16 protein-coding genes are annotated in these 17,851 nt (G+C 70.5%); 14 read left to right on the top strand and 2 right to left on the bottom strand.

What is annotated here, in order from left to right:
* The first annotated feature begins 76 nt into the window (after window positions 1–76).
* Window positions 77–2,674, top strand: a complete 2,598-nt coding sequence (gene clpB, locus ACWFRU_RS28155) for an ATP-dependent chaperone ClpB (protein WP_453690922.1) — start codon at window positions 77–79, stop codon at window positions 2,672–2,674.
* A gap of 83 nt (window positions 2,675–2,757) precedes the next feature.
* A complete protein-coding gene (locus ACWFRU_RS28150; protein ID WP_363210453.1) occupies window positions 2,758–3,300 on the top strand; it encodes a type III secretion system chaperone family protein in 543 nt (180 codons plus the stop codon).
* A 60-nt stretch (window positions 3,301–3,360) separates the two neighbouring features.
* Here the strand turns inward: ACWFRU_RS28150 and ACWFRU_RS28145 are convergent, their stop codons facing one another.
* On the bottom strand, window positions 3,361–3,831 hold the full coding sequence (locus ACWFRU_RS28145; RefSeq protein ID WP_453690921.1) for an ATP-binding protein: 471 nt from the start codon (window positions 3,829–3,831) through the stop codon (window positions 3,361–3,363).
* Window positions 3,832–4,006: 175 nt separating this feature from the next.
* Between ACWFRU_RS28145 and ACWFRU_RS28140 the strand changes: the two genes are divergently transcribed.
* The 3 genes from ACWFRU_RS28140 to ACWFRU_RS28130 all read left to right on the top strand — a co-directional run bounded on the left by ACWFRU_RS28140 (window position 4,007) and on the right by ACWFRU_RS28130 (window position 7,315).
* Entirely contained in the window at window positions 4,007–4,921 is a 915-nt protein-coding gene (locus ACWFRU_RS28140; RefSeq protein ID WP_453690920.1) for a helix-turn-helix domain-containing protein, read from the top strand.
* Entirely contained in the window at window positions 4,884–5,015 is a 132-nt protein-coding gene (locus tag ACWFRU_RS28135; protein WP_453690919.1) for a DUF397 domain-containing protein, read from the top strand. Before ACWFRU_RS28140 ends, ACWFRU_RS28135 begins: the two co-directional genes overlap by 38 nt.
* Before the next feature lie 206 nt (window positions 5,016–5,221).
* Window positions 5,222–7,315, top strand: coding sequence for a hypothetical protein (locus ACWFRU_RS28130; protein WP_453690918.1), 2,094 nt, complete (start codon window positions 5,222–5,224; stop codon window positions 7,313–7,315).
* A 166-nt stretch (window positions 7,316–7,481) separates the two neighbouring features.
* Here the strand turns inward: ACWFRU_RS28130 and ACWFRU_RS28125 are convergent, their stop codons facing one another.
* A complete protein-coding gene (locus ACWFRU_RS28125) occupies window positions 7,482–8,696 on the bottom strand; it encodes a pyridoxal phosphate-dependent aminotransferase (RefSeq protein ID WP_453690917.1) in 1,215 nt (404 codons plus the stop codon).
* Between the two features lie 699 nt (window positions 8,697–9,395).
* Between ACWFRU_RS28125 and ACWFRU_RS28120 the strand changes: the two genes are divergently transcribed.
* From ACWFRU_RS28120 to kynU, 9 genes are all read left to right on the top strand, one after another.
* Window positions 9,396–9,914 (top strand): DUF2617 family protein, encoded by a 519-nt coding sequence (locus tag ACWFRU_RS28120; RefSeq protein WP_453690916.1) that lies wholly within the window; start codon window positions 9,396–9,398, stop codon window positions 9,912–9,914.
* A gap of 87 nt (window positions 9,915–10,001) precedes the next feature.
* Window positions 10,002–11,576: a polyamine aminopropyltransferase gene (locus tag ACWFRU_RS28115; RefSeq protein ID WP_453690915.1), complete on the top strand. Its 1,575-nt coding sequence runs from the start codon at window positions 10,002–10,004 to the stop codon at window positions 11,574–11,576.
* 46 nt (window positions 11,577–11,622) lie between these two features.
* Window positions 11,623–12,423, top strand: coding sequence for an SRPBCC domain-containing protein (locus ACWFRU_RS28110; protein ID WP_453690914.1), 801 nt, complete (start codon window positions 11,623–11,625; stop codon window positions 12,421–12,423).
* Between the two features lie 128 nt (window positions 12,424–12,551).
* Entirely contained in the window at window positions 12,552–13,349 is a 798-nt protein-coding gene (locus tag ACWFRU_RS28105) for an aldose epimerase family protein (protein WP_453690913.1), read from the top strand.
* Between the two features lie 30 nt (window positions 13,350–13,379).
* Window positions 13,380–13,934 carry an orotate phosphoribosyltransferase gene (gene pyrE, locus ACWFRU_RS28100; protein ID WP_361466389.1) on the top strand — a complete coding sequence of 185 codons (555 nt, stop codon included), beginning with the start codon at window positions 13,380–13,382 and terminating at the stop codon, window positions 13,932–13,934.
* 114 nt (window positions 13,935–14,048) lie between these two features.
* Complete coding sequence (fbaA, locus tag ACWFRU_RS28095; RefSeq protein WP_453690912.1) at window positions 14,049–15,080, top strand: class II fructose-bisphosphate aldolase; 1,032 nt, start codon at window positions 14,049–14,051, stop codon at window positions 15,078–15,080.
* 103 nt (window positions 15,081–15,183) lie between these two features.
* On the top strand, window positions 15,184–15,597 hold the full coding sequence (locus ACWFRU_RS28090; protein WP_266864068.1) for a DUF3151 domain-containing protein: 414 nt from the start codon (window positions 15,184–15,186) through the stop codon (window positions 15,595–15,597).
* A gap of 156 nt (window positions 15,598–15,753) precedes the next feature.
* A complete protein-coding gene (locus ACWFRU_RS28085) occupies window positions 15,754–16,575 on the top strand; it encodes a tryptophan 2,3-dioxygenase family protein (protein WP_453690911.1) in 822 nt (273 codons plus the stop codon).
* Window positions 16,568–17,779, top strand: coding sequence for a kynureninase (kynU, locus tag ACWFRU_RS28080; protein WP_453690910.1), 1,212 nt, complete (start codon window positions 16,568–16,570; stop codon window positions 17,777–17,779). Before ACWFRU_RS28085 ends, kynU begins: the two co-directional genes overlap by 8 nt.
* Window positions 17,780–17,851: the final 72 nt, after the last annotated feature.

The following is a 17,851-nucleotide window of genomic DNA, read 5'->3' as shown; positions in this document are numbered from 1 at the left end:
CTTTATGTACGCTGTTTAAGTCAGGTGGGACGGGAGACCCGCCGGACATACGGATCGCAAGGAGGAGACGACACCCGTGGACGCCGAGCTGACCAACAGGAGCCGGGACGCGATCAACGCGGCCAGCAACCTGGCCGTGAAGGACGGGCATCCCGACCTGACCCCCGCGCATCTGCTGCTCGCGCTGCTGAAGGGGCAGGACAACGAGAACATCACCGACCTGCTCGCCGCGGTCGAGGCCGACCAGGCCGCCGTCCGAGCCGACGCCGAACGGGCGCTGAGCGGCCTGCCCAGCGTCACGGGATCGACCGTCGCACCGCCGCAGCCCAACCGCGACCTGCTCGCGGTCATCGCCGACGCCTCACAGCGGGCGAAGGAGCTGGGCGATGATTACCTCTCCACCGAACATCTGCTGATCGGCATCGCCGCCAAGGGCGGCTCCGCCGCCGAGGTCCTGGGCAAGCACGGGGCCACCGCCAAGAAACTGCTCGACGCGTTCGAGAAGGCAAGGGGAGGACGTCGGGTGACCACACCGGACCCGGAGGGTCAGTACAAGGCCCTGGAGAAGTTCGGCACCGACTTCACCGCCGCCGCCAGGGAGGGAAAGCTCGACCCCGTCATCGGCCGTGATCAGGAGATCCGGCGTGTGGTGCAGGTCCTGTCCCGGCGCACGAAGAACAACCCCGTCCTCATCGGCGAACCCGGTGTCGGCAAGACCGCCGTCGTCGAAGGGCTCGCCCAGCGCATCGTGAAGGGCGACGTCCCCGAGTCGCTGAAGAACAAGCGCCTCGTCTCCCTCGACCTGGGCGCCATGGTCGCGGGCGCGAAGTACCGCGGTGAGTTCGAGGAGCGGCTCAAGACCGTCCTCTCCGAGATCAAGGAGAGCGACGGGCAGATCATCACCTTCATCGACGAGCTGCACACCGTGGTGGGTGCCGGAGCCGGTGGTGACTCCGCCATGGACGCCGGCAACATGCTCAAGCCCATGCTCGCCCGCGGCGAGCTGCGGATGGTCGGCGCCACCACCCTCGACGAATACCGCGAGCGGATCGAGAAGGACCCCGCCCTGGAGCGCCGCTTCCAGCAGGTGCTCGTGGACGAGCCCACCGTCGAGGACTCCATCGCGATCCTCCGTGGCCTCAAGGGGCGCTACGAGGCCCATCACAAGGTCCAGATCGCCGACAGCGCCCTCGTGGCCGCTGCCGCGCTCTCCGACCGGTACATCACCTCGCGCTTCCTGCCCGACAAGGCCATCGACCTCGTCGACGAGGCCGCGAGCCGGCTGCGCATGGAGATCGACTCCTCCCCCCTGGAGATCGACGAACTGCAGCGTTCCGTCGACCGGTTGAAGATGGAGGAGCTCGCGCTCAGCAAGGAGACCGACCCCGCGAGCAAGGAGCGCCTCGAAAGGCTGCGGCGCGACCTCGCCGACAAGGAGGAGGAGCTGCGCGGGCTCAACGCGCGCTGGGACAAGGAGAAGCAGTCCCTCAACCGCGTCGGTGAGCTGAAGGAGAAGCTCGACGAGCTGCGCGGCCAGGCCGAACGCGCCCAGCGCGACGGCGACTTCGACACCGCGAGCAAGCTGCTCTACGGCGAGATCCCCACCCTCGAACACGACCTGGAGGTCGCCTCCGAGGCCGAGGAGGAGGTCTCCAAGGACACCATGGTCAAGGAGGAGGTCGGCCCCGACGACATCGCCGACGTTGTCGGCGCCTGGACGGGCATCCCGGCCGGACGGCTTCTCGAGGGCGAGACGCAGAAGCTGCTCCGCATGGAGGACGAGCTCGGCAAGCGGCTCATCGGCCAGACCGAGGCCGTGCGCGCGGTGTCCGACGCCGTGCGCCGCACCCGGGCCGGGATCGCCGACCCCGACCGCCCCACCGGCTCCTTCCTCTTCCTCGGCCCGACCGGTGTCGGCAAGACCGAGCTGGCCAAGGCCCTCGCGGACTTCCTCTTCGACGACGAGCGCGCCATGGTCCGCATCGACATGAGCGAGTACGGCGAGAAGCACAGCGTGGCCAGGCTGGTCGGCGCCCCGCCCGGGTACGTCGGCTACGAGGAGGGCGGCCAGCTCACCGAGGCGGTGCGCAGGCGCCCGTACAGCGTCGTGCTGCTCGACGAGGTGGAGAAGGCGCACCCGGAGGTCTTCGACGTCCTGCTCCAGGTCCTCGACGACGGACGGCTCACCGACGGGCAGGGGCGGACGGTGGACTTCCGCAACACCATCCTGGTCCTGACCTCCAACCTCGGCAGCCAGTACCTGGTCGAGCCGCTGACCTCCGAGGAGGAGAAGAAGCAGCAGGTCCTGGAAGTCGTACGTGCCTCTTTCAAGCCGGAGTTCCTGAACCGGCTCGACGACCTCGTCGTCTTCACCGCGCTCGGCAAGGACGAGCTCGCGCACATCGCCCAGCTCCAGATCGACCGCCTCGCGGCCCGGCTCGCGGAGCGGCGGCTCACCCTGGAGGTCTCGCCCGACGCGCTGGCCTGGCTGGCGGACGAGGGCAACGACCCGGCGTACGGCGCGCGGCCGCTGCGGCGTCTCATCCAGACGTCCATCGGCGACCGGCTCGCCAAGGAGATCCTCGCGGGCGAGGTCAAGGACGGGGACACGGTCCGCGTGGACACCTTCGAGGACGGTCTGATCGTCGGTCCGGCGACGGCCGAGACGGCATAACCCGGTCACATCTGGGGCGGGGGTTGCGGGCCCCCGCCCGACATGGGGCAGGATGGCGGAATCCGTACGAAGGGACTAAGCACGTGAGCATCGACCCGTCCTCGATTCCGAATTTCGGGGGACAGCCCGAACCGCAGCAGGGCGATGGACCGGCGGGCCCCGTTGTCCCCGACCAGGACCTGGTCAAGCAGCTCCTGGACCAGATGGAGCTCAAGCACGTCGTCGACGAAGAGGGTGACCTCGCGGCGCCGTGGGAGGAGTTCCGCACGTACTTCATGTTCCGTGGCGAGGACGACCAGCAGGTCTTCTCGGTGCGGACGTTCTACGACCGCGCGCACGGCATCGAGGAGAAGGCCCAGATCCTCGAGGCCATCGACGACTGGAACCGCCGCACCCTGTGGCCGAAGGTCTACACGCACACCCACGACGACGGCACCGTCCGCCTCATCGGCGAGGCCCAGATGCTGATCGGCACGGGCGTCGCGCTGGAGCACTTCGTGTCGTCCACGGTGAGCTGGGTGCGCGCCGCGATCGAGTTCGACCGCTGGCTGGTCGAGCAGCTCGGCCTGGAGGCCGAGGTCGACGGCACCGAGGGTGAAGAGAAGCCCGGCGACGACCAGGCCTGAGCCACGTCGCGACGAGGGCCCGGCCGGACGCCCACCACGGGTGGTCCGACCGGGCTCTCGTCATGTCTCGGTGCCGGTGCCGGGGCTCGTGACCGGGACGGGCACCTCCGCCCACACCGTCTTGCCGAGGGGCCGGCGTGGCGCCGTCCCCCATCGCACGGCCAGGACGTCCACCATGAGCAACCCCCGACCGGACTCCCCCTCGGAGCACGACAAGGGAGAGGCCGTGAGCGGCAGCTTCTCGGAGGCGGCGTCCGCGACCTCGACGCGCACGACGCCCGCAGCCGCTTCGAGGTCGAGCCGGAGGCCGAAGCCACGTCCGGGAGCCCGCCCGTGCTGTACGGCGTTCGCCGCGAGCTCACCGACGACGAGGGCGACCGTGCATGACGCGTCGGACGCGGGTGGGTAGCCCCACTCCTCCATACGCCGGACGGCGAGACGCCGGGCGAGCCTCGCGCCTCGTGGAGAGGACGTGAACTGCTGGGCGAGCGCGAAGGGCTCGTCTTCCGGGGTGATCGTTCCTGTCAGCACGGCTTGTCCGTCCTTCGCTGTCGAGCCGGGTCATCCCGTGACGTACGCGCTTCGTCACGTTCCGTGTCCAAGAGTCGTCCGGTCGCCCTACGCTCGACAGGTGACACAGCCTTACTTTTCAGGCCGTAAGGACGGAAGTGACGCTTTGGCCAACGGAATTGACCCCAGTACGTCGATGGCGGCGCTGTTCGGTACGCGGGTGCGCAAGCTCCGCACGGCGGCCGGACTGACCCAGGCCGAACTCGGCGCCATGACACACGTGGTGAGCACGCGGATCACGCAGATCGAGCGGGCATCCGGAGCGAAACCGACGCTGGAACTGGCGCGTGCGCTGGATGCCGCTCTCGTCGCGGACGACTTGCTGGTGGAGCTGTGGCCCTACGTGTACCGGGAGGCGTTTCCGGACTGGTCACGGAGGTTCATGGAGTACTCGGAGCGGGCGGTGACGATCCGTGAGTACGCGGCTCATGTGGTGCCGGGTCTGTTGCAGACGGAGGACTATGCGCGGGCTGTGCTGCGAGTCGGCCGAACGCTCGGCACTACAGAGCAGTTGGAGGAACGAGTCAGGCTTCGCATGGGGCGGCAGGGGCGGCTTACTTCGCCGGATCGACCTGAACTGTGGGTAGTTCTCGACGAGGCGGTACTCAGGCGACCGGTCGGCGGCCTCGAGGTGATGCGTGCGCAGTTGGCGCGGTTGGTCGACGCAGCGGCGGAGCCGCACATCACCGTGCAGGTACTGCCGTTCGACCAGGGCGAGCACGAAGTCATGGGCGGCTCGCTCACGGTGCTCACCATGCCGGACGACTCGGAGGGCGCCTACACAGAAGGAGCGCACTACGGCCAACTCATCGAGGATCCGGACGAGATCAGACGCTTTTCGCTGTCCTACGATCGTGTGCGGGCGGCAGCTCTGCCCCCGCTCATGTCTCTGGACATGATCCGATCCGTGATGGAGGACAACCACCGTGCAGCGAAGGTCCCGTCCCGATCTGAACGGCGCCGCTTGGCGCAAGAGCAGCTACAGCAATCAGGAAGGCGGCAACTGCGTAGAGGTGGCCGACGGATTCCGGGGCATCGTCCCGGTCCGTGACAGCAAGACCCCGCACGGCCCCGCACTGTGCTTCGAAGCCGGCTCGTGGGCCTATTTCATAGGCGAGTTGAAGGCCGGGCACGACCGTCACTGAGGCAGCCGACTCCTGGCCGCAGCCCGCCTTACGGACTCACCGGGCCCTTGTCCGTGAGGGTCCGGTCGAGGGCTGCGAGCGGGCGTTCCGCGCGCCGGAACCCGGATGCTGCCGCGACTGCCGCTCCGAAGTCCGATTTTGCCGGCAACGGTTCGGCGGTAGCGTGGCACGGCAACGACTGCTGCAGACAGGCGGACGAGGTTTTCATGCGGATGCGGTTCGAGCCCGAGGCCGAGGAGGAGTTCGAGGCGGCGCGTGGGCTGCTGGTCGATCGCCTGGTTCGGTGGGCCGGGGAGCAGGGTCTGCCGGTGGACGGGTACATGGCCGAGGCGGCGCTGGACTACCGGCACCTGGCGACTGCCGACGGCCGACTGGGGCTGTGGGAGTCGGGCCATGTGGAGGAGCTACTGCTTTCCTGGCTTCCCCAGCAGGTCACCGAGCTTCCCGGGCAGGAACGCGCCGACGCCCCGGGCACACTGCGCACGCTACTGCGCTATCTGCACACCGCGCAGTTGGCGGACCCGCGCGGCCCCTCACTCCAGGATTCCCTTGCCGCGGTCGACAGGGTCGCGGAACAGCATCTCGCGGCTATGACGGACCGTACGCGTTGGGGATTGGCGAAGTTCTGGGCGATGACGGCCGCCGAGCAGGGCGTGGACGTCCAGGACGGGGCCGCGTTCCAGCGCTTCGCGGACCGGGCGCAGCGCGGGGAGGTCGTCTACGACCAGCAGGCTCTCGCCGCGATCATGGAAGGGCGGCTGACCGGCCGCGCGCTGTCCGGCGTGGCCCGGGCCGAGCCTCAGTTGCCCGTGATGCTTCCCCCGGACGACGAACTGCGCCGACGGGCCGAGGCGTCGACGGCCGTCGCGCAGTTGCGCGGACTCGCCGAATGGGCGGGGCAGGGCGGCCGCCCGGTGACGGCGACGGGACGGCTGCGGCTGGCGGAGGCCCGCGAGCTGGTGGACGTACTCGGTACCGGCGACAAGGCCGAGGGGGTGCGCTCCTCTGCCGACCTGCCCCGGCTGGGACTGCTGGTGGAGTGGGCGAAGAAGGCACGGCTGGTCCGGGTGGTCAAGGGGCGTCTGTACGCGGTGGCCAAGGCCCGGCCGGTGCTGGCCGACCCGCTCAGGCTGTGGCTGCGCGCCTTCGACGCGTGCTTCGAGCTGCGGCAGGCCCTGATCGGGGCACGCAGCGGCTGGCACATCGAGTCGATGCTCTTCGACGTCTACGAGGACATCCTGGACGACGTGCTGAACACGCTCTACAGCCTGCCGTACCCGATGCCCTGGCCGCGGCTGCGCGACACCGTACACCTGGCCTATCGGAGCTCCTTCCAGCTCGACGCCGGGTCGGACCTTCAGCACCGGACGTGGTTCGAGCACGCCGACCGGGACCTGCACGCGGTGCTCGACCTGCTGGACGACCTGGGCGCGATCGAGCGTGCCCGTGGGATGGCCGATCCGGTGTTCCTCGACGTCGACCTCTCCGATGCCGGTCCCGAGATGCTCGCGGACATGCCGCCCGAGCTCGCGGAGCTGCTGGGCGTCGCCGGGGCGGCAACGGACCTGGCGGCGCGGGAGCGTGCCGATGCCCGGCGAGAGGAGATGACCGCCGGACCGGTCGAACTCATCCGTCTCACCGAGCTCGGTACCCGGGCCGTACGACAGCGGTTGCTGGCGGCCGGCCGGGACGCACCGTTGGTCGGTGAACTGACCCAGGCGCCGGCGGCCGGCCTGCTGGGGGTCCTGGCCGAGGACTACGACCCGGACGCCGCCCGCACGGAGCTGGCCGGCTGGATCACAGCACGCGGCGAGCGGGAAGGTGCCCTGCGGCAACTGACCGACGCCGTAAGGACCATGACCTTCCGCACGCGTGCGCAGGCGATGCTCGACGTGCTGCCGGCGGCGCTGCCGGACGGTGAGGGCGAGCGGCTGCTGCGCACGCTGCGGCGGGACACACAGCTGGCGCCGCTGGCGCTGAACGCGCTGGCGCACCGTGAGTTGCTGTCCCCACAGGACATGACCGACGCAGAGTCTCTGCTGGTGCTCGCCGAGAGCCTGCTTCAGCTCGTGGAGTTGGCGGGCGGCGGGGACGGCGCCGAGGAGGCGCTGCGCGCCCAGGGCTCCCGGGCCAGGGACGCGGTTGCCGCCGCGTTGGACTCCGCGCACCCGGACCGGGCCGGACTCGACGAGCTCAGGCGGCTGGCGGCACGGGCACTGGGTACCCACGGCGCCCGCGTCGCCCGCGCCCGGAAGGCGCGGCGCTCCTCAGGCAAGAGCGGCCGCAAGCGGCGCCGCTGACCGGGCAACACCGCCTGCCCATTACTCCCGTCATAGAGCCCGGTTCGGGCTCGTGGCCTTCGGGGCCGGTATGACTCCTTGCCCCTGTCGTTGATGATCCGGGGGTGCTGTCGCCGGCCCCGGCGGCACCGGTCACCGGTGTCCTGGCCGACCACGTCTCCGGCTGTCAGGCGGCCAGCGTCTTGAGCCGGGAGGCCGCCTCCTCCAGAACGCCTGTGCGCTTGCAGAACGCGAAGCGGACAAAGGGTGCGCCTTGTTCGCGGTGGTCGTAGAAGACCGCGTTGGGGATCGCGACCACCCCGCAGCGCTCCGGAAGTGAACGGCAGAAGGAGAAGCCGTCGCTCTCGCCGAGGGGGCGGATGTCGGTGGTGATGAAGTAGGTGCCGGCCGGGCGGAAGACGGCGAAGCCCGCGTCCGCGAGCCCCGCCGCCAGCAGATCGCGCTTGGCCAGCATGTCCGCGCGGAAGTCCGTGAAGTACGAGTCGGGCAGGGCAAGGGCCTCCGCGATGGCGTACTGGAAGGGGCCCGCCGACACGTAGGTGAGGAACTGCTTCGCCGAGCGGACCGCCGTCACGAGCTCCGGCGAGGAAGTGATCCAGCCGACCTTCCAGCCGGTGTACGAGAACGTCTTGCCGGCCGAGCCGATCGTCACCGTCCGCTCGCGCATGCCGGGGAAGGAGGCGAGGGGGATGTGCTCGGTGCCCTCGCCGTCGTCGAAGACCAGGTGTTCGTAGACCTCGTCGGTGACCACGAGCAGGTCGCGTTCCACCGCGAGCCGCGCGATCTCGGCCAGCTCGGCGCGGGTCAGGACCGTGCCGGTCGGGTTGTGCGGGGTGTTCAGGAGCAGCAGCCGGGTGTGGGGCGTGATCGCGTCCCGCAGCTCGTCCAGGTCGAGGCGGAAGCGGCCCGCTGCCGCGTCCGGGCGCAGCGTCACAGGGACCCGCCTGCCGCCGGCCAGGGCGATCGACGCCGCGTACGAGTCGTAGTACGGCTCCAGGGCGATGACCTCGTCGCCGGGCTCGACCAGGGCGAGCAGGGACGCGGCGATCGCCTCGGTGGCGCCCGCCGTGACCAGGACCTCGCGGTCGGGGTCGTACGCGAGGCCGTACCTGCGCTGCTGGTGCGCGACGACCGCCGCGCGGAGCTCGGGGACGCCGGGGCCCGGCGGGTACTGGTTGCCGCGGCCGTCGCGCAGGGCGCGGACCGCGGCCTCGCGGATCTCCTCGGGGCCGTCCGTGTCGGGGAAGCCCTGGCCGAGGTTGATGGCCCCCGTTTTCACCGCCAGCGCGGACATCTCGGCGAAAATCGTGGTCCCGAACTCGGCGAGGCGGCGATTGAGCAGCGGGCGCCCGCTCCCGGATGTGGAGGTCATGGCCGCCATCCTGCGCCGAACCTCTGGATTCGCTCAACTCTGCTTTGGGCCGGGTTACGCGAGGGCATTCCCCTTTCACACGAGAACAACATGCACGAGCGGTACAGAAAAGGCGGACCCACGGGGGGCCTGCTTCGGGGGAACGAAAGGGGCGTGAAGGTCATGATCTTGGTCTTCGTGTTTGTCGCGGTGGTCCTGGTTATCGCACTCGCGGTGTATGCCGGCCGGGGGAGCAGCAGCGGCACGTACTCCGGGTCGTCGGGCTCGTCGGGCTCCAGCGGCGGTTGGTGGGCCGGTGGCGGTGACAGCGGTGGCAGCTCCTGTGGCGGCGGTTCGTCCTGCGGCAGCAGCTCTTCGTGTGGCGGCGGCGGCGGTTGTGGCGGTGGCGGAGGCAGCTGACACGGGGCAGCTGGTCCGTCCATCTGTTGAAGTGTCCGGCGGGAGACAACTCCTGCCGGGCACTTCGTCGTTGACCCATTGAACAGTTGAACTGTGCAGCCCCCGCGGGGGTGGAAACCCTCCGAAGTTGGGTAAAAGCGCTGTGGCAGGGCAGCAGTCCATGATTCCCTCTTAACCGTCAGCACCGCCCTCGAACGGACGACTTGGACACCAGGGACGTTCGCGTGGGCACGAGCCGGCATTCCGACCACCCGTTCTCCGACCGGGTGCGCCGGCACTCCCTCCATTGCGTGTTAGCGGAGCCGACCCATGCTCACGACCCTGAAGACTGTCTATACCGACACGTGCGCCGCGGACCTCGCCTGGACCCTTGGGCGCGAGCCGCTGCCCGCGCTGGCCACACTCGAACTGGAGCTTGCCGACGCGAAAATGGAGTTGAGGCTCCTCGGGGCCTCGCACCAAGTGCTCCTCGAAGAGGAACAGGGCACCTGTTCCGAGACCGTCGCCTGCATCCCCGGCAGCAGTACGCCGCTCCCGCTCGGTGTCTCCAAGCGCCTCGGTGAGTGGGAGTACGAATTCGCGGCGCGCGTCGAGACCCTCTCGCGCGGCCAGTTCGCGGGCCGCGCACAGGAATTACTCGCCCTGGTGGCCGAGCATCCGCACGGTCTCGCCGGGGTCTTCCCCGGCAGCCCGCACGCGTTCACGGCCATGCTGGCGCAGCGGCACGAAGGCGCGGTGCAATGGCGCACCTGGCACGCCTACCCGCAGGACGGGCAACTCGTGGCGACCCGCACCCGCTTGGGTGTGCGCATGCCGGCAGTGCTCTGACGGTCGCGCCCCATATACACCTCTGACGCCGAGATGCACCCTTGTGGGTGACCAGGTGTGCGAGTCCGGTGACGTAGCGTTCCCAAGATGATCGAGCCGTCAACGGATTTACCGGTGACGCCCAGGACGGGACGGTTCTTCGTCCTGGTGGGCGTCTTCATCTGCGCGGCCTGCGGTCTGGTGTACGAACTCGAACTCGTCGCCCTCGCCTCGTACTTGATCGGTGACTCGGTCACCCAGGCGTCGGTGGTCCTGTCGGTGATGGTCTTCGCCATGGGCATCGGCTCGCTGCTCGCCAAGCGCCTGCGGTGCCGGGCCGCCGCCGGGTTCGGCCTGGTCGAGGCGGCGCTCGCGCTGGTCGGCGGACTGAGCGCGATGGCGTTGTACGCGGCGTTCGCCTGGACCGGCGATCAGGGCGAGGTCTGGGCGGGCGGCTCGCGGTATCTCCTCGTCGCCTTCTCGCTCGCCATCGGTCTGCTCATCGGCGCCGAAGTGCCGCTGCTCATGGTGCTCATGCAGCGGATCAGACGGCAGGACCCCAGCGGCGCCGTGTCCGACCTCTTCGCCGCGGACTATGTGGGCGCGCTGGTGGGCGGGCTCGCCTTCCCCTTCCTCATGCTCCCCCTGCTCGGCCAGTTGACCGGCGCGCTGATCACCGGCGCGGTCAACGTGATCGCGGGAAGCGCGCTCGTGTTCGGCCTGTTCCGGCGCGACCTGAGCGCGCGCGGCCGCTGGGTCCTCCTCGTCGCGAACGTCACGGTTCTCGGCCTGCTCGCCTCCGCCGCCGTCCTCGTCGGCGACTTCGAGGCGGCGGCCCGCCGGGCGGTCTACGGCAAGGACGTCCGGGTCGCGGTGCAGACCGACGTCCAGGAAGTCGTCCTGACCGGCGGCAGGCACGATTCTCTGGATCTCTACCTCGACGGGCGCCTGCGGGTCAGCGGCCGGGACGAGCACCGTTACCACCGGGCGCTCGTCGGCCCCGCGATGACCGGTCGGCACGCGCGCGTGCTGGTGCTCGGCGGCGGCGACGGCCTCGCGGCGCGCGAGGTGCTGCGGCATCCCGGGGTGCGGCGGGTGGACGTCGTCGAACTCGATCCGGGGGTCGTGCGGCTGGCCCGCCGGGACCCGGCGCTGAGCGAGCTGAACGAACACGTGTACCGCGACCCCCGGGTGCGGGTGGTGCACGCCGACGCGTTCCACTGGCTGCGCTCACCCCCTCGTACGTACGACGTGGTGATCTCCGATCTGCCCGACCCCGGCATCACCGCGAGCGCCAAGTTCTACTCCCAGGAGTTCTACGGCCTGGCGTCGCAGGCCCTGGCCGACGGCGGTCGCCTCGCCGTGCACGCCGGGCCGATGGCCGACCGGCCCCACGTCTTTTGGACAGTGGAGGCCACGCTCCGGGCGGCCGGGCTGCGCACCGCGCCGTATCGCGTGGACGGCAGGCTCTCCGGATTCGCGGCGGGCCCCGAACCGGAGCCGGACGGCGCGTCCGCGCCCCGCGACTGGGGCTTCGTCCTGGCGGCCAGGTCCCGCCCGCCCCTCGCGGCGCCGCCGCCCGGGACGGCGGCGCTGCTGCGGGTGAGCGTGGAGTCCGCCGAACGGACGCGGATGCGGGGTCTGCCCCCCTCCACACTGGTGCACCCGCGGTACGCGAACTGACGAACTGACGTACATGTTCTCGGCCACGTGGGTAGGCTCGACTGCCATGGAGCATGAGGTGTTCGTTCCGGTTGCCGTCGACCGCCTTCAGCAGGTGCTGAGCGATCCCGAGCAGGTCGCCGGGGCGGTGCCCGGACTGCAGCGCGACGCCGATGAATCCGCGTCGCCGCTCTCCGGCCGGCTCAAGGTGCGGGTCGGCGGGCACACGATCACGTACCGGGGCGCGGCGCGGGTCGCTTCGCGCGGCGACGGTTCCTTCGCGATCGAGGGCGAGGGCGTGGAGGTGCGGGGCGGCGGCACCGTGAAGCTCTCGCTGACGGTGCGGCTCGAATCCGCCGAGGAGGAGGGCGGCGCCGGGACCCGGCTGGTCTTCGCCGGGACGGGCGCCGGAGAGGGGCGCGTCACGGAGGCTTCTCCACAGGCTGTGGAGGGGGCGGTGCGGAGGCTCCTGGAGCGGTTCGCGGAGGGGCTGGGGCGGGCGGGTGAGCCGGAGTCGGAGCCTGAGCCGGCGCCTGCGGCGGCCGAGTCCGAACCCGAGTCCGTCGAGGTGGCCTCCGTCTTCGAGACGGATGTGCCGCCGTCGTCGTTCGACGCGGAGGACGAGGACGGCGAGGACGGCGTCGAGGAGATTCTGGTGCCGCCCGCGGAGGCGGCGCATGCGCGGCGGACGATGATCGGGCGGAGTGCCGAGGAGGTCGATCACGCGCCCCCGCGTGGGCGGTACGCGCCCGCTCCGGCGGCCGAGTCGCTGTCCAGTTCCGCCACGCTGCGGTGGGCGGCGCCTGCGGCTGCGGTGGTGCTGGCCTCGGCGATTGTCGCGGGGCGCGTGCTTCGGCGCAGGCGCTGATTCTTTATCCCCAACCCCGCCCCTTCCCGAAAACCCGCTCTGGCGCGGGGGCCTTGGTTGCCGTTGATCACCGGCTTCGCCGAGTTCGTCCTCAAACGCCGGACGGGCTGAAACCGTAGGCTCACCCCGTGAGTAGCGAAGAAGACGTGACACTGACCGCGGGTGACGCGGAAGTCGTCGTGCAGCCGGGCAACGGCTGCCGAGTGGGGAGCCTCAAGCTCGGCGGCAGGGAACTGCTGAGGCAAGGGGCGCGCTACGGCTGCTTCCCCATGGCCCCCTGGGCCGGCCGCATCCGTGAGGGAAAGTTCCGCAACGGCGGCACGGCCCACCAGATGCCCCTCAACTCCCCGCCCCACGCCATCCACGGCTTCGCGAGGGACGCCGCCTGGCGCACGGCCCGCGCGGGCAAGAGCGAGGCCGTGTTCACGTACGACCTGACCGACCCCTGGCCCTACGAAGGCCGCGTCACGCAGATCGTCGCCCTCACCGAGGACTCCCTCACCCTCACGCTCGGCATTGAGACGTACGGCGACTCCTTCCCCGCCCAGGTGGGCTGGCACCCCTGGTTCAACCGGAGCCTCGGGGGAGAGGGCGAGGACGTGCAGATCGACTTCACCCCCGCCTGGCAGGAAGAGCGCGGTGACGATCACCTCCCCACCGGCAACCGCATCGCGCCCCTCCCCAGCCCCTGGGACGACTGCTTCGGGATGCCCGACGGCGTCGACGTCACCCTGACCTGGCCGGAGCAGCTCGCGCTCACCGTGAAGAGCCGTGAGCAGTGGGTCGTGGTGTACGACGAGCAGGAGGCCGCCGTGTGCGTGGAGCCGCAGACCGGCCCGCCCAACGGGCTCAACGCCCTGCCCCGCCTCGTCACCCCCATCGAGCCCCTGGAGGCGTCGACGACCTGGACCTGGACGCGGCTCTGAGCCGCTGTACGCGGCTTTAAGCTGGCAGGCATGACTGACGACGTACGTGGCGCGCTGCTGCAGCAGATCAAGGACAAGGCCGTGGTGCACGGCAAGGTGACCCTCTCCTCGGGTCTCGAGGCCGATTACTACATCGACCTGCGCCGCATCACCCTCGACGGCGAGGCAGCGCCCCTGGTCGGCCAGGTGCTTCTCGACCTCACCGCCGACCTGGACTTCGACGCCGTGGGCGGCCTCACCATGGGCGCCGACCCCGTCGCGGGCGCGATGCTGCACGCCTCCGCCGCCCGCGGCAAGCGCCTGGACGCCTTCGTCGTGCGCAAGGCCGCCAAGGCGCACGGCATGCAGCGGAGGGTCGAAGGGCCCGACATCAAGGGGCGCCGCGTACTCGTCGTCGAGGACACCTCCACCACCGGTGGCTCCCCGCTCACCGCCGTCGAGGCCGTGCGTGAGGCGGGCGCCGAGGTCGTGGGCGTCGCGACCATCGTGGACCGCGCCACCGGCGCCGGCGAGAAGATCACCGACGGCGCCGGGGTGCCGTACCTCTTCGCGTACTCCAAGGACGACCTCGGCCTCAGCGACTGAGGACCCACGTTCGGCCTGAGCCGACCGGCGGATCTGGAAAGATGGGGGCGACGATGACGTCGCCCCCTTAGGTCAGGGCCAAGCACACACCCGCACATCACAAGGAGCGGACACATGCCCATCGCAACCCCCGAGGTCTACGCCGAGATGCTGGACCGGGCGAAGGCAGGCAAGTTCGCCTACCCGGCCATCAACGTGACCTCCTCGCAGACGCTGCACGCCGCCCTGCGTGGTTTCGCGGAGGCCGAGAGCGACGGCATCATCCAGATCTCCACCGGTGGTGCGGAGTTCCTGGGCGGCCAGCACAACAAGGACATGGTGACGGGCGCCGTGGCCCTCGCCGAGTTCGCGCACATCGTCGCCGCGAAGTACGACATCACCGTCGCGCTGCACACCGACCACTGCCCCAAGGACAAGCTGGACACGTACGTCCGTCCGCTGCTCGACGTCTCCGCCGAGCGCGTCAAGGCCGGCCGTGACCCGCTCTTCCAGTCGCACATGTGGGACGGCTCCGCCGAGACCCTCGCCGACAACCTGGCCATCGGCCAGGAGCTGCTCGCGAAGGCCGCCGCCGCGAAGATCATCCTCGAGGTAGAGATCACCCCGACCGGTGGCGAGGAGGACGGCGTCACGCACGAGATCAACGACGAGCTGTACACGACGGTCGACGACGCGCTGCGTACGGCGGAGGCCCTCGGCCTCGGCGAGAAGGGGCGCTACCTCCTCGCCGCGTCCTTCGGCAACGTCCACGGCGTCTACAAGCCGGGCAACGTCGTCCTGCGCCCGGAGCTCCTCAAGGACCTCCAGGAGGGCGTCGCCGCGAAGTACGGCAAGGCCGCGGGCTCGCAGCCGTTCGACTTCGTCTTCCACGGCGGCTCCGGCTCCACCGCCGAGGAGATCGCGACCGCCCTGGAGAACGGCGTCGTGAAGATGAACCTCGACACGGACACGCAGTACGCCTTCACGCGTCCCGTCGCCGACCACATGTTCAAGAACTACGACGGCGTCCTGAAGGTCGACGGCGAGGTCGGCTCGAAGAAGACGTACGACCCCCGCACCTGGGGCAAGGCCGCCGAGGCGGGCATGGCCACGCGCGTCACCGAGGCGTGCGCGAACCTGCGTTCCACGGGCACGAAGCTGAAGTAGGCCCGGCAAGCAAGCCCGGCCGCTCTCGCCGAAGGGCCCGGTACTCCCTCCCAGGAGGGGGTACCGGGCCCTTCGCGTCGCGCCATGCCGCAGACTGGAACCCATGGCCATTCACAAGGATCTGCTCGGGGGACCGCCCCCGACCCACCTGCCCGACGACCCGGAGCCGCGCGAGCTGCTCGCGAACGGGGCGGCGCCCGCGGACGTCGCGGCGAAGTACCCCACCTCCTCGCTCGCCTGGGCGCAGCTCGCCGACGAGGCGTTCGAGCGGGGCAGCGTCGTCGAGTCGTACGCGTACGCCCGCACCGGCTACCACCGCGGCCTCGACTCGCTGCGCCGCAGCGGCTGGAAGGGCCACGGCCCGGTGCCGTGGGAGCACGAGCCGAACCGCGGCTTCCTGCGGGCCCTGCACGCCCTCGCGCGCGCCGCGCAGTCGATCGGCGAGCAGGAGGAGTACGAGCGCTGCGCCGGCTTCCTGCGGGACTCCTCGCAGACGGCGGCGGACACCCTGGGTTAGCCCCCGCACGCGTACGACCTGCCTGGACGCCGCTGTGACCAGGCAGGTCTTGCCGTTTTGTGGGATGTTGCGGAGGATGCCGGTGGGGACCGGGGCCCCCGTGTCGGTAACGGCAGGGGCGGACCGCTACCCGGAGTACGTATCAAGGAGATCGCGATGTCCCAAGACGTGGACACCCCGAACCTCGACTTCGCAGGGACCACCCCGTACGAGGACTACGTCCAGGCGGACGTCCTCACGCACCTCCAGCACCTGCGCTCCGATGATCCCGGAGAGATGGTCTTCCTGGTCACCACCCAGGTCATGGAGCTGTGGTTCACGGTCATCGTGCACGAGTGGGAGACCGCGTCGCACGCCCTGCGCCGCGACGACATCCCCACCGCCGTGGCCGCGCTCAAGCGCAGCCTGCGCGAGCTGGAGGCGCTGAACGCCTCCTGGCGCCCGCTGGCGCAGCTCACCCCCGCCCAGTTCAACTCCTACCGTGGTGCGCTCGGCGAGGGGTCCGGATTCCAGTCCGCGATGTACCGCCGCATGGAGTTCCTGCTCGGCGACAAGTCCGCGTCCATGCTGGTGCCGCACCGGGGCGCGCCGCGCGTCCACGCGGAGCTGGAGAAGGCGCTCCAGGAGCCGAGCCTGTACGACGAGGTGCTCGCCCTGCTCGCCCGCCGCGGCCACGCCGTCCCGGACGCCGTGCTTCAGCGCGACCTGACGAAGAAGTACGAGCCGTCGCCCGAGGTCGAGAAGGTGTGGACGGACCTCTACGCAGGTGACGAGAGCCATGAACTGGCGCGCCTCGGCGAGGTGTTGACCGATGTCGCCGAGCTGGTGTGGCGCTGGCGCAACGACCACCTGGTGGCGACCCGGCGCGCGATGGGCTCCAAGACGGGCACGGGCGGCTCGGCCGGCGTCGCCTGGCTGGAGAAGCGCGCGCAGAAGAACGTGTTCCCCGAACTGTGGACTGCGAGGAGCCATGTCTGAGGCCGACCTCAAGGCGCAAGCGGCAAAAAGGGACGCTGACGATGAACTCCGCGCGAAGCGCGAGGAGTTCGTCCTCGACGACACCGTCTACCTGGACGGAAACTCGCTGGGCGCCCTGCCCGGACACGTGCAGGAGCGGCTCGCCGACGTCATCTCCCGGCAGTGGGGGCAGCTGCGCATCCGCTCCTGGGACGAGAGCGGCTGGTGGACTGCCCCCGAGTGCATCGGCGACCGCATAGCCCCGCTCGTGGGCGCCGCCCCCGGCCAGATCGTCGTCGGCGACTCCACGAGCGTGAACGTCTTCAAGGCGCTGGTGGCCGCCGTACGCATGGTGGGTGACCCGGGCGAGGGGCGGGACGAGATCGTCGTTGACGCGACGACCTTCCCCACGGACGGGTACATCGCCGAGTCCGCCGCACGGATGACGGGCTGCCGTCTGGTGCCGGTCGCCCCGGGCGAGGTGCGCGAGGTCCTCGGCCCGCGCACGGCCGTGGTCCTGCTCAATCACGCCGACTACCGCACGGGACGGCTGCACGATCTGCCGGGCCTGACGGCGGCCGTGCACGACGCGGGTGCGCTCGTGGTCTGGGACCTGTGCCACACCGCGGGCGCGCTGCCCGTCGGGCTCGACGCGCACGGCGTCGACCTCGCGGTCGGGTGCACGTACAAGTACCTGAACGGGGGGCCGGGCGCACCCGCGTACCTCTACGTACGGGCGGATCTGCAGGCCCGCTTCGACTCCCCGCTGCCCGGCTGGAACTCGCACGCCGAGCCCTTCGGGATGCGGCCGGAGTTCGAGGCGGCGGACGGTGCGCTGCGGGGGCGGGTCGGTACGCCGGACATCCTGTCGATGCTGGCGCTGGACGCGGCGCTCGACGTCTGGGACGGGGTGTCCATCGAGGCGGTGCGGGCCAAGTCCCTCGCCCTGACGGACTTCTTCGTCGAGTGCGTGCGGGCCTATGTCCCCGAGGGGCGGGTCGAGGTGCTCACCCCGGAGGCGCACGCGGAGCGCGGCAGCCAGGTCGCCCTGCGGTGCCGCGACGCCGGTGACGTGATGCGGCGCCTCATCGAGCAGGGCGTGGTGGGCGACTTCCGGGCGCCGGACGTGCTGCGGTTCGGCTTCACGCCGCTGTACGTGGGCTTCGCCGACGTCGAGCGGGCGGCGCGGGTGCTCGCGACGACGCTGGGCGACTCCGTGAGCTGACGGCGGCAGCCGTTACCGGGCAGGGGCGGGGTAGGGGAAGATCACACGGACACCCCGCTGGGAAGATCGAAC

Source organism: Streptomyces sp. NPDC055099 (assembly GCF_053607685.1).
The sequence above is the reverse complement of the archived record's forward strand: the minus strand, read 5'-3'. Positions and strand labels throughout refer to the sequence as shown.

Excerpts from the sequence above, each read along its gene's own strand:
- ACWFRU_RS28140 (WP_453690920.1), top strand. The coding sequence starts at position 4,007 with ATGGCGGCGCTGTTCGGTACGCGGGTGCGCAAGCTCCGCACGGCGGCC.
- ACWFRU_RS28130 (WP_453690918.1), top strand. The coding sequence starts at position 5,222 with ATGCGGATGCGGTTCGAGCCCGAGGCCGAGGAGGAGTTCGAGGCGGCG.
- ACWFRU_RS28125 (WP_453690917.1), bottom strand. The coding sequence starts at position 8,696 with ATGGCGGCCATGACCTCCACATCCGGGAGCGGGCGCCCGCTGCTCAAT.
- ACWFRU_RS28120 (WP_453690916.1), top strand. The coding sequence starts at position 9,396 with ATGCTCACGACCCTGAAGACTGTCTATACCGACACGTGCGCCGCGGAC.
- ACWFRU_RS28115 (WP_453690915.1), top strand. The coding sequence starts at position 10,002 with ATGATCGAGCCGTCAACGGATTTACCGGTGACGCCCAGGACGGGACGG.
- ACWFRU_RS28110 (WP_453690914.1), top strand. The coding sequence starts at position 11,623 with ATGGAGCATGAGGTGTTCGTTCCGGTTGCCGTCGACCGCCTTCAGCAG.
- pyrE (WP_361466389.1), top strand. The coding sequence starts at position 13,380 with ATGACTGACGACGTACGTGGCGCGCTGCTGCAGCAGATCAAGGACAAG.
- fbaA (WP_453690912.1), top strand. The coding sequence starts at position 14,049 with ATGCCCATCGCAACCCCCGAGGTCTACGCCGAGATGCTGGACCGGGCG.
- ACWFRU_RS28090 (WP_266864068.1), top strand. The coding sequence starts at position 15,184 with ATGGCCATTCACAAGGATCTGCTCGGGGGACCGCCCCCGACCCACCTG.
- ACWFRU_RS28085 (WP_453690911.1), top strand. The coding sequence starts at position 15,754 with ATGTCCCAAGACGTGGACACCCCGAACCTCGACTTCGCAGGGACCACC.
- kynU (WP_453690910.1), top strand. The coding sequence starts at position 16,568 with ATGTCTGAGGCCGACCTCAAGGCGCAAGCGGCAAAAAGGGACGCTGAC.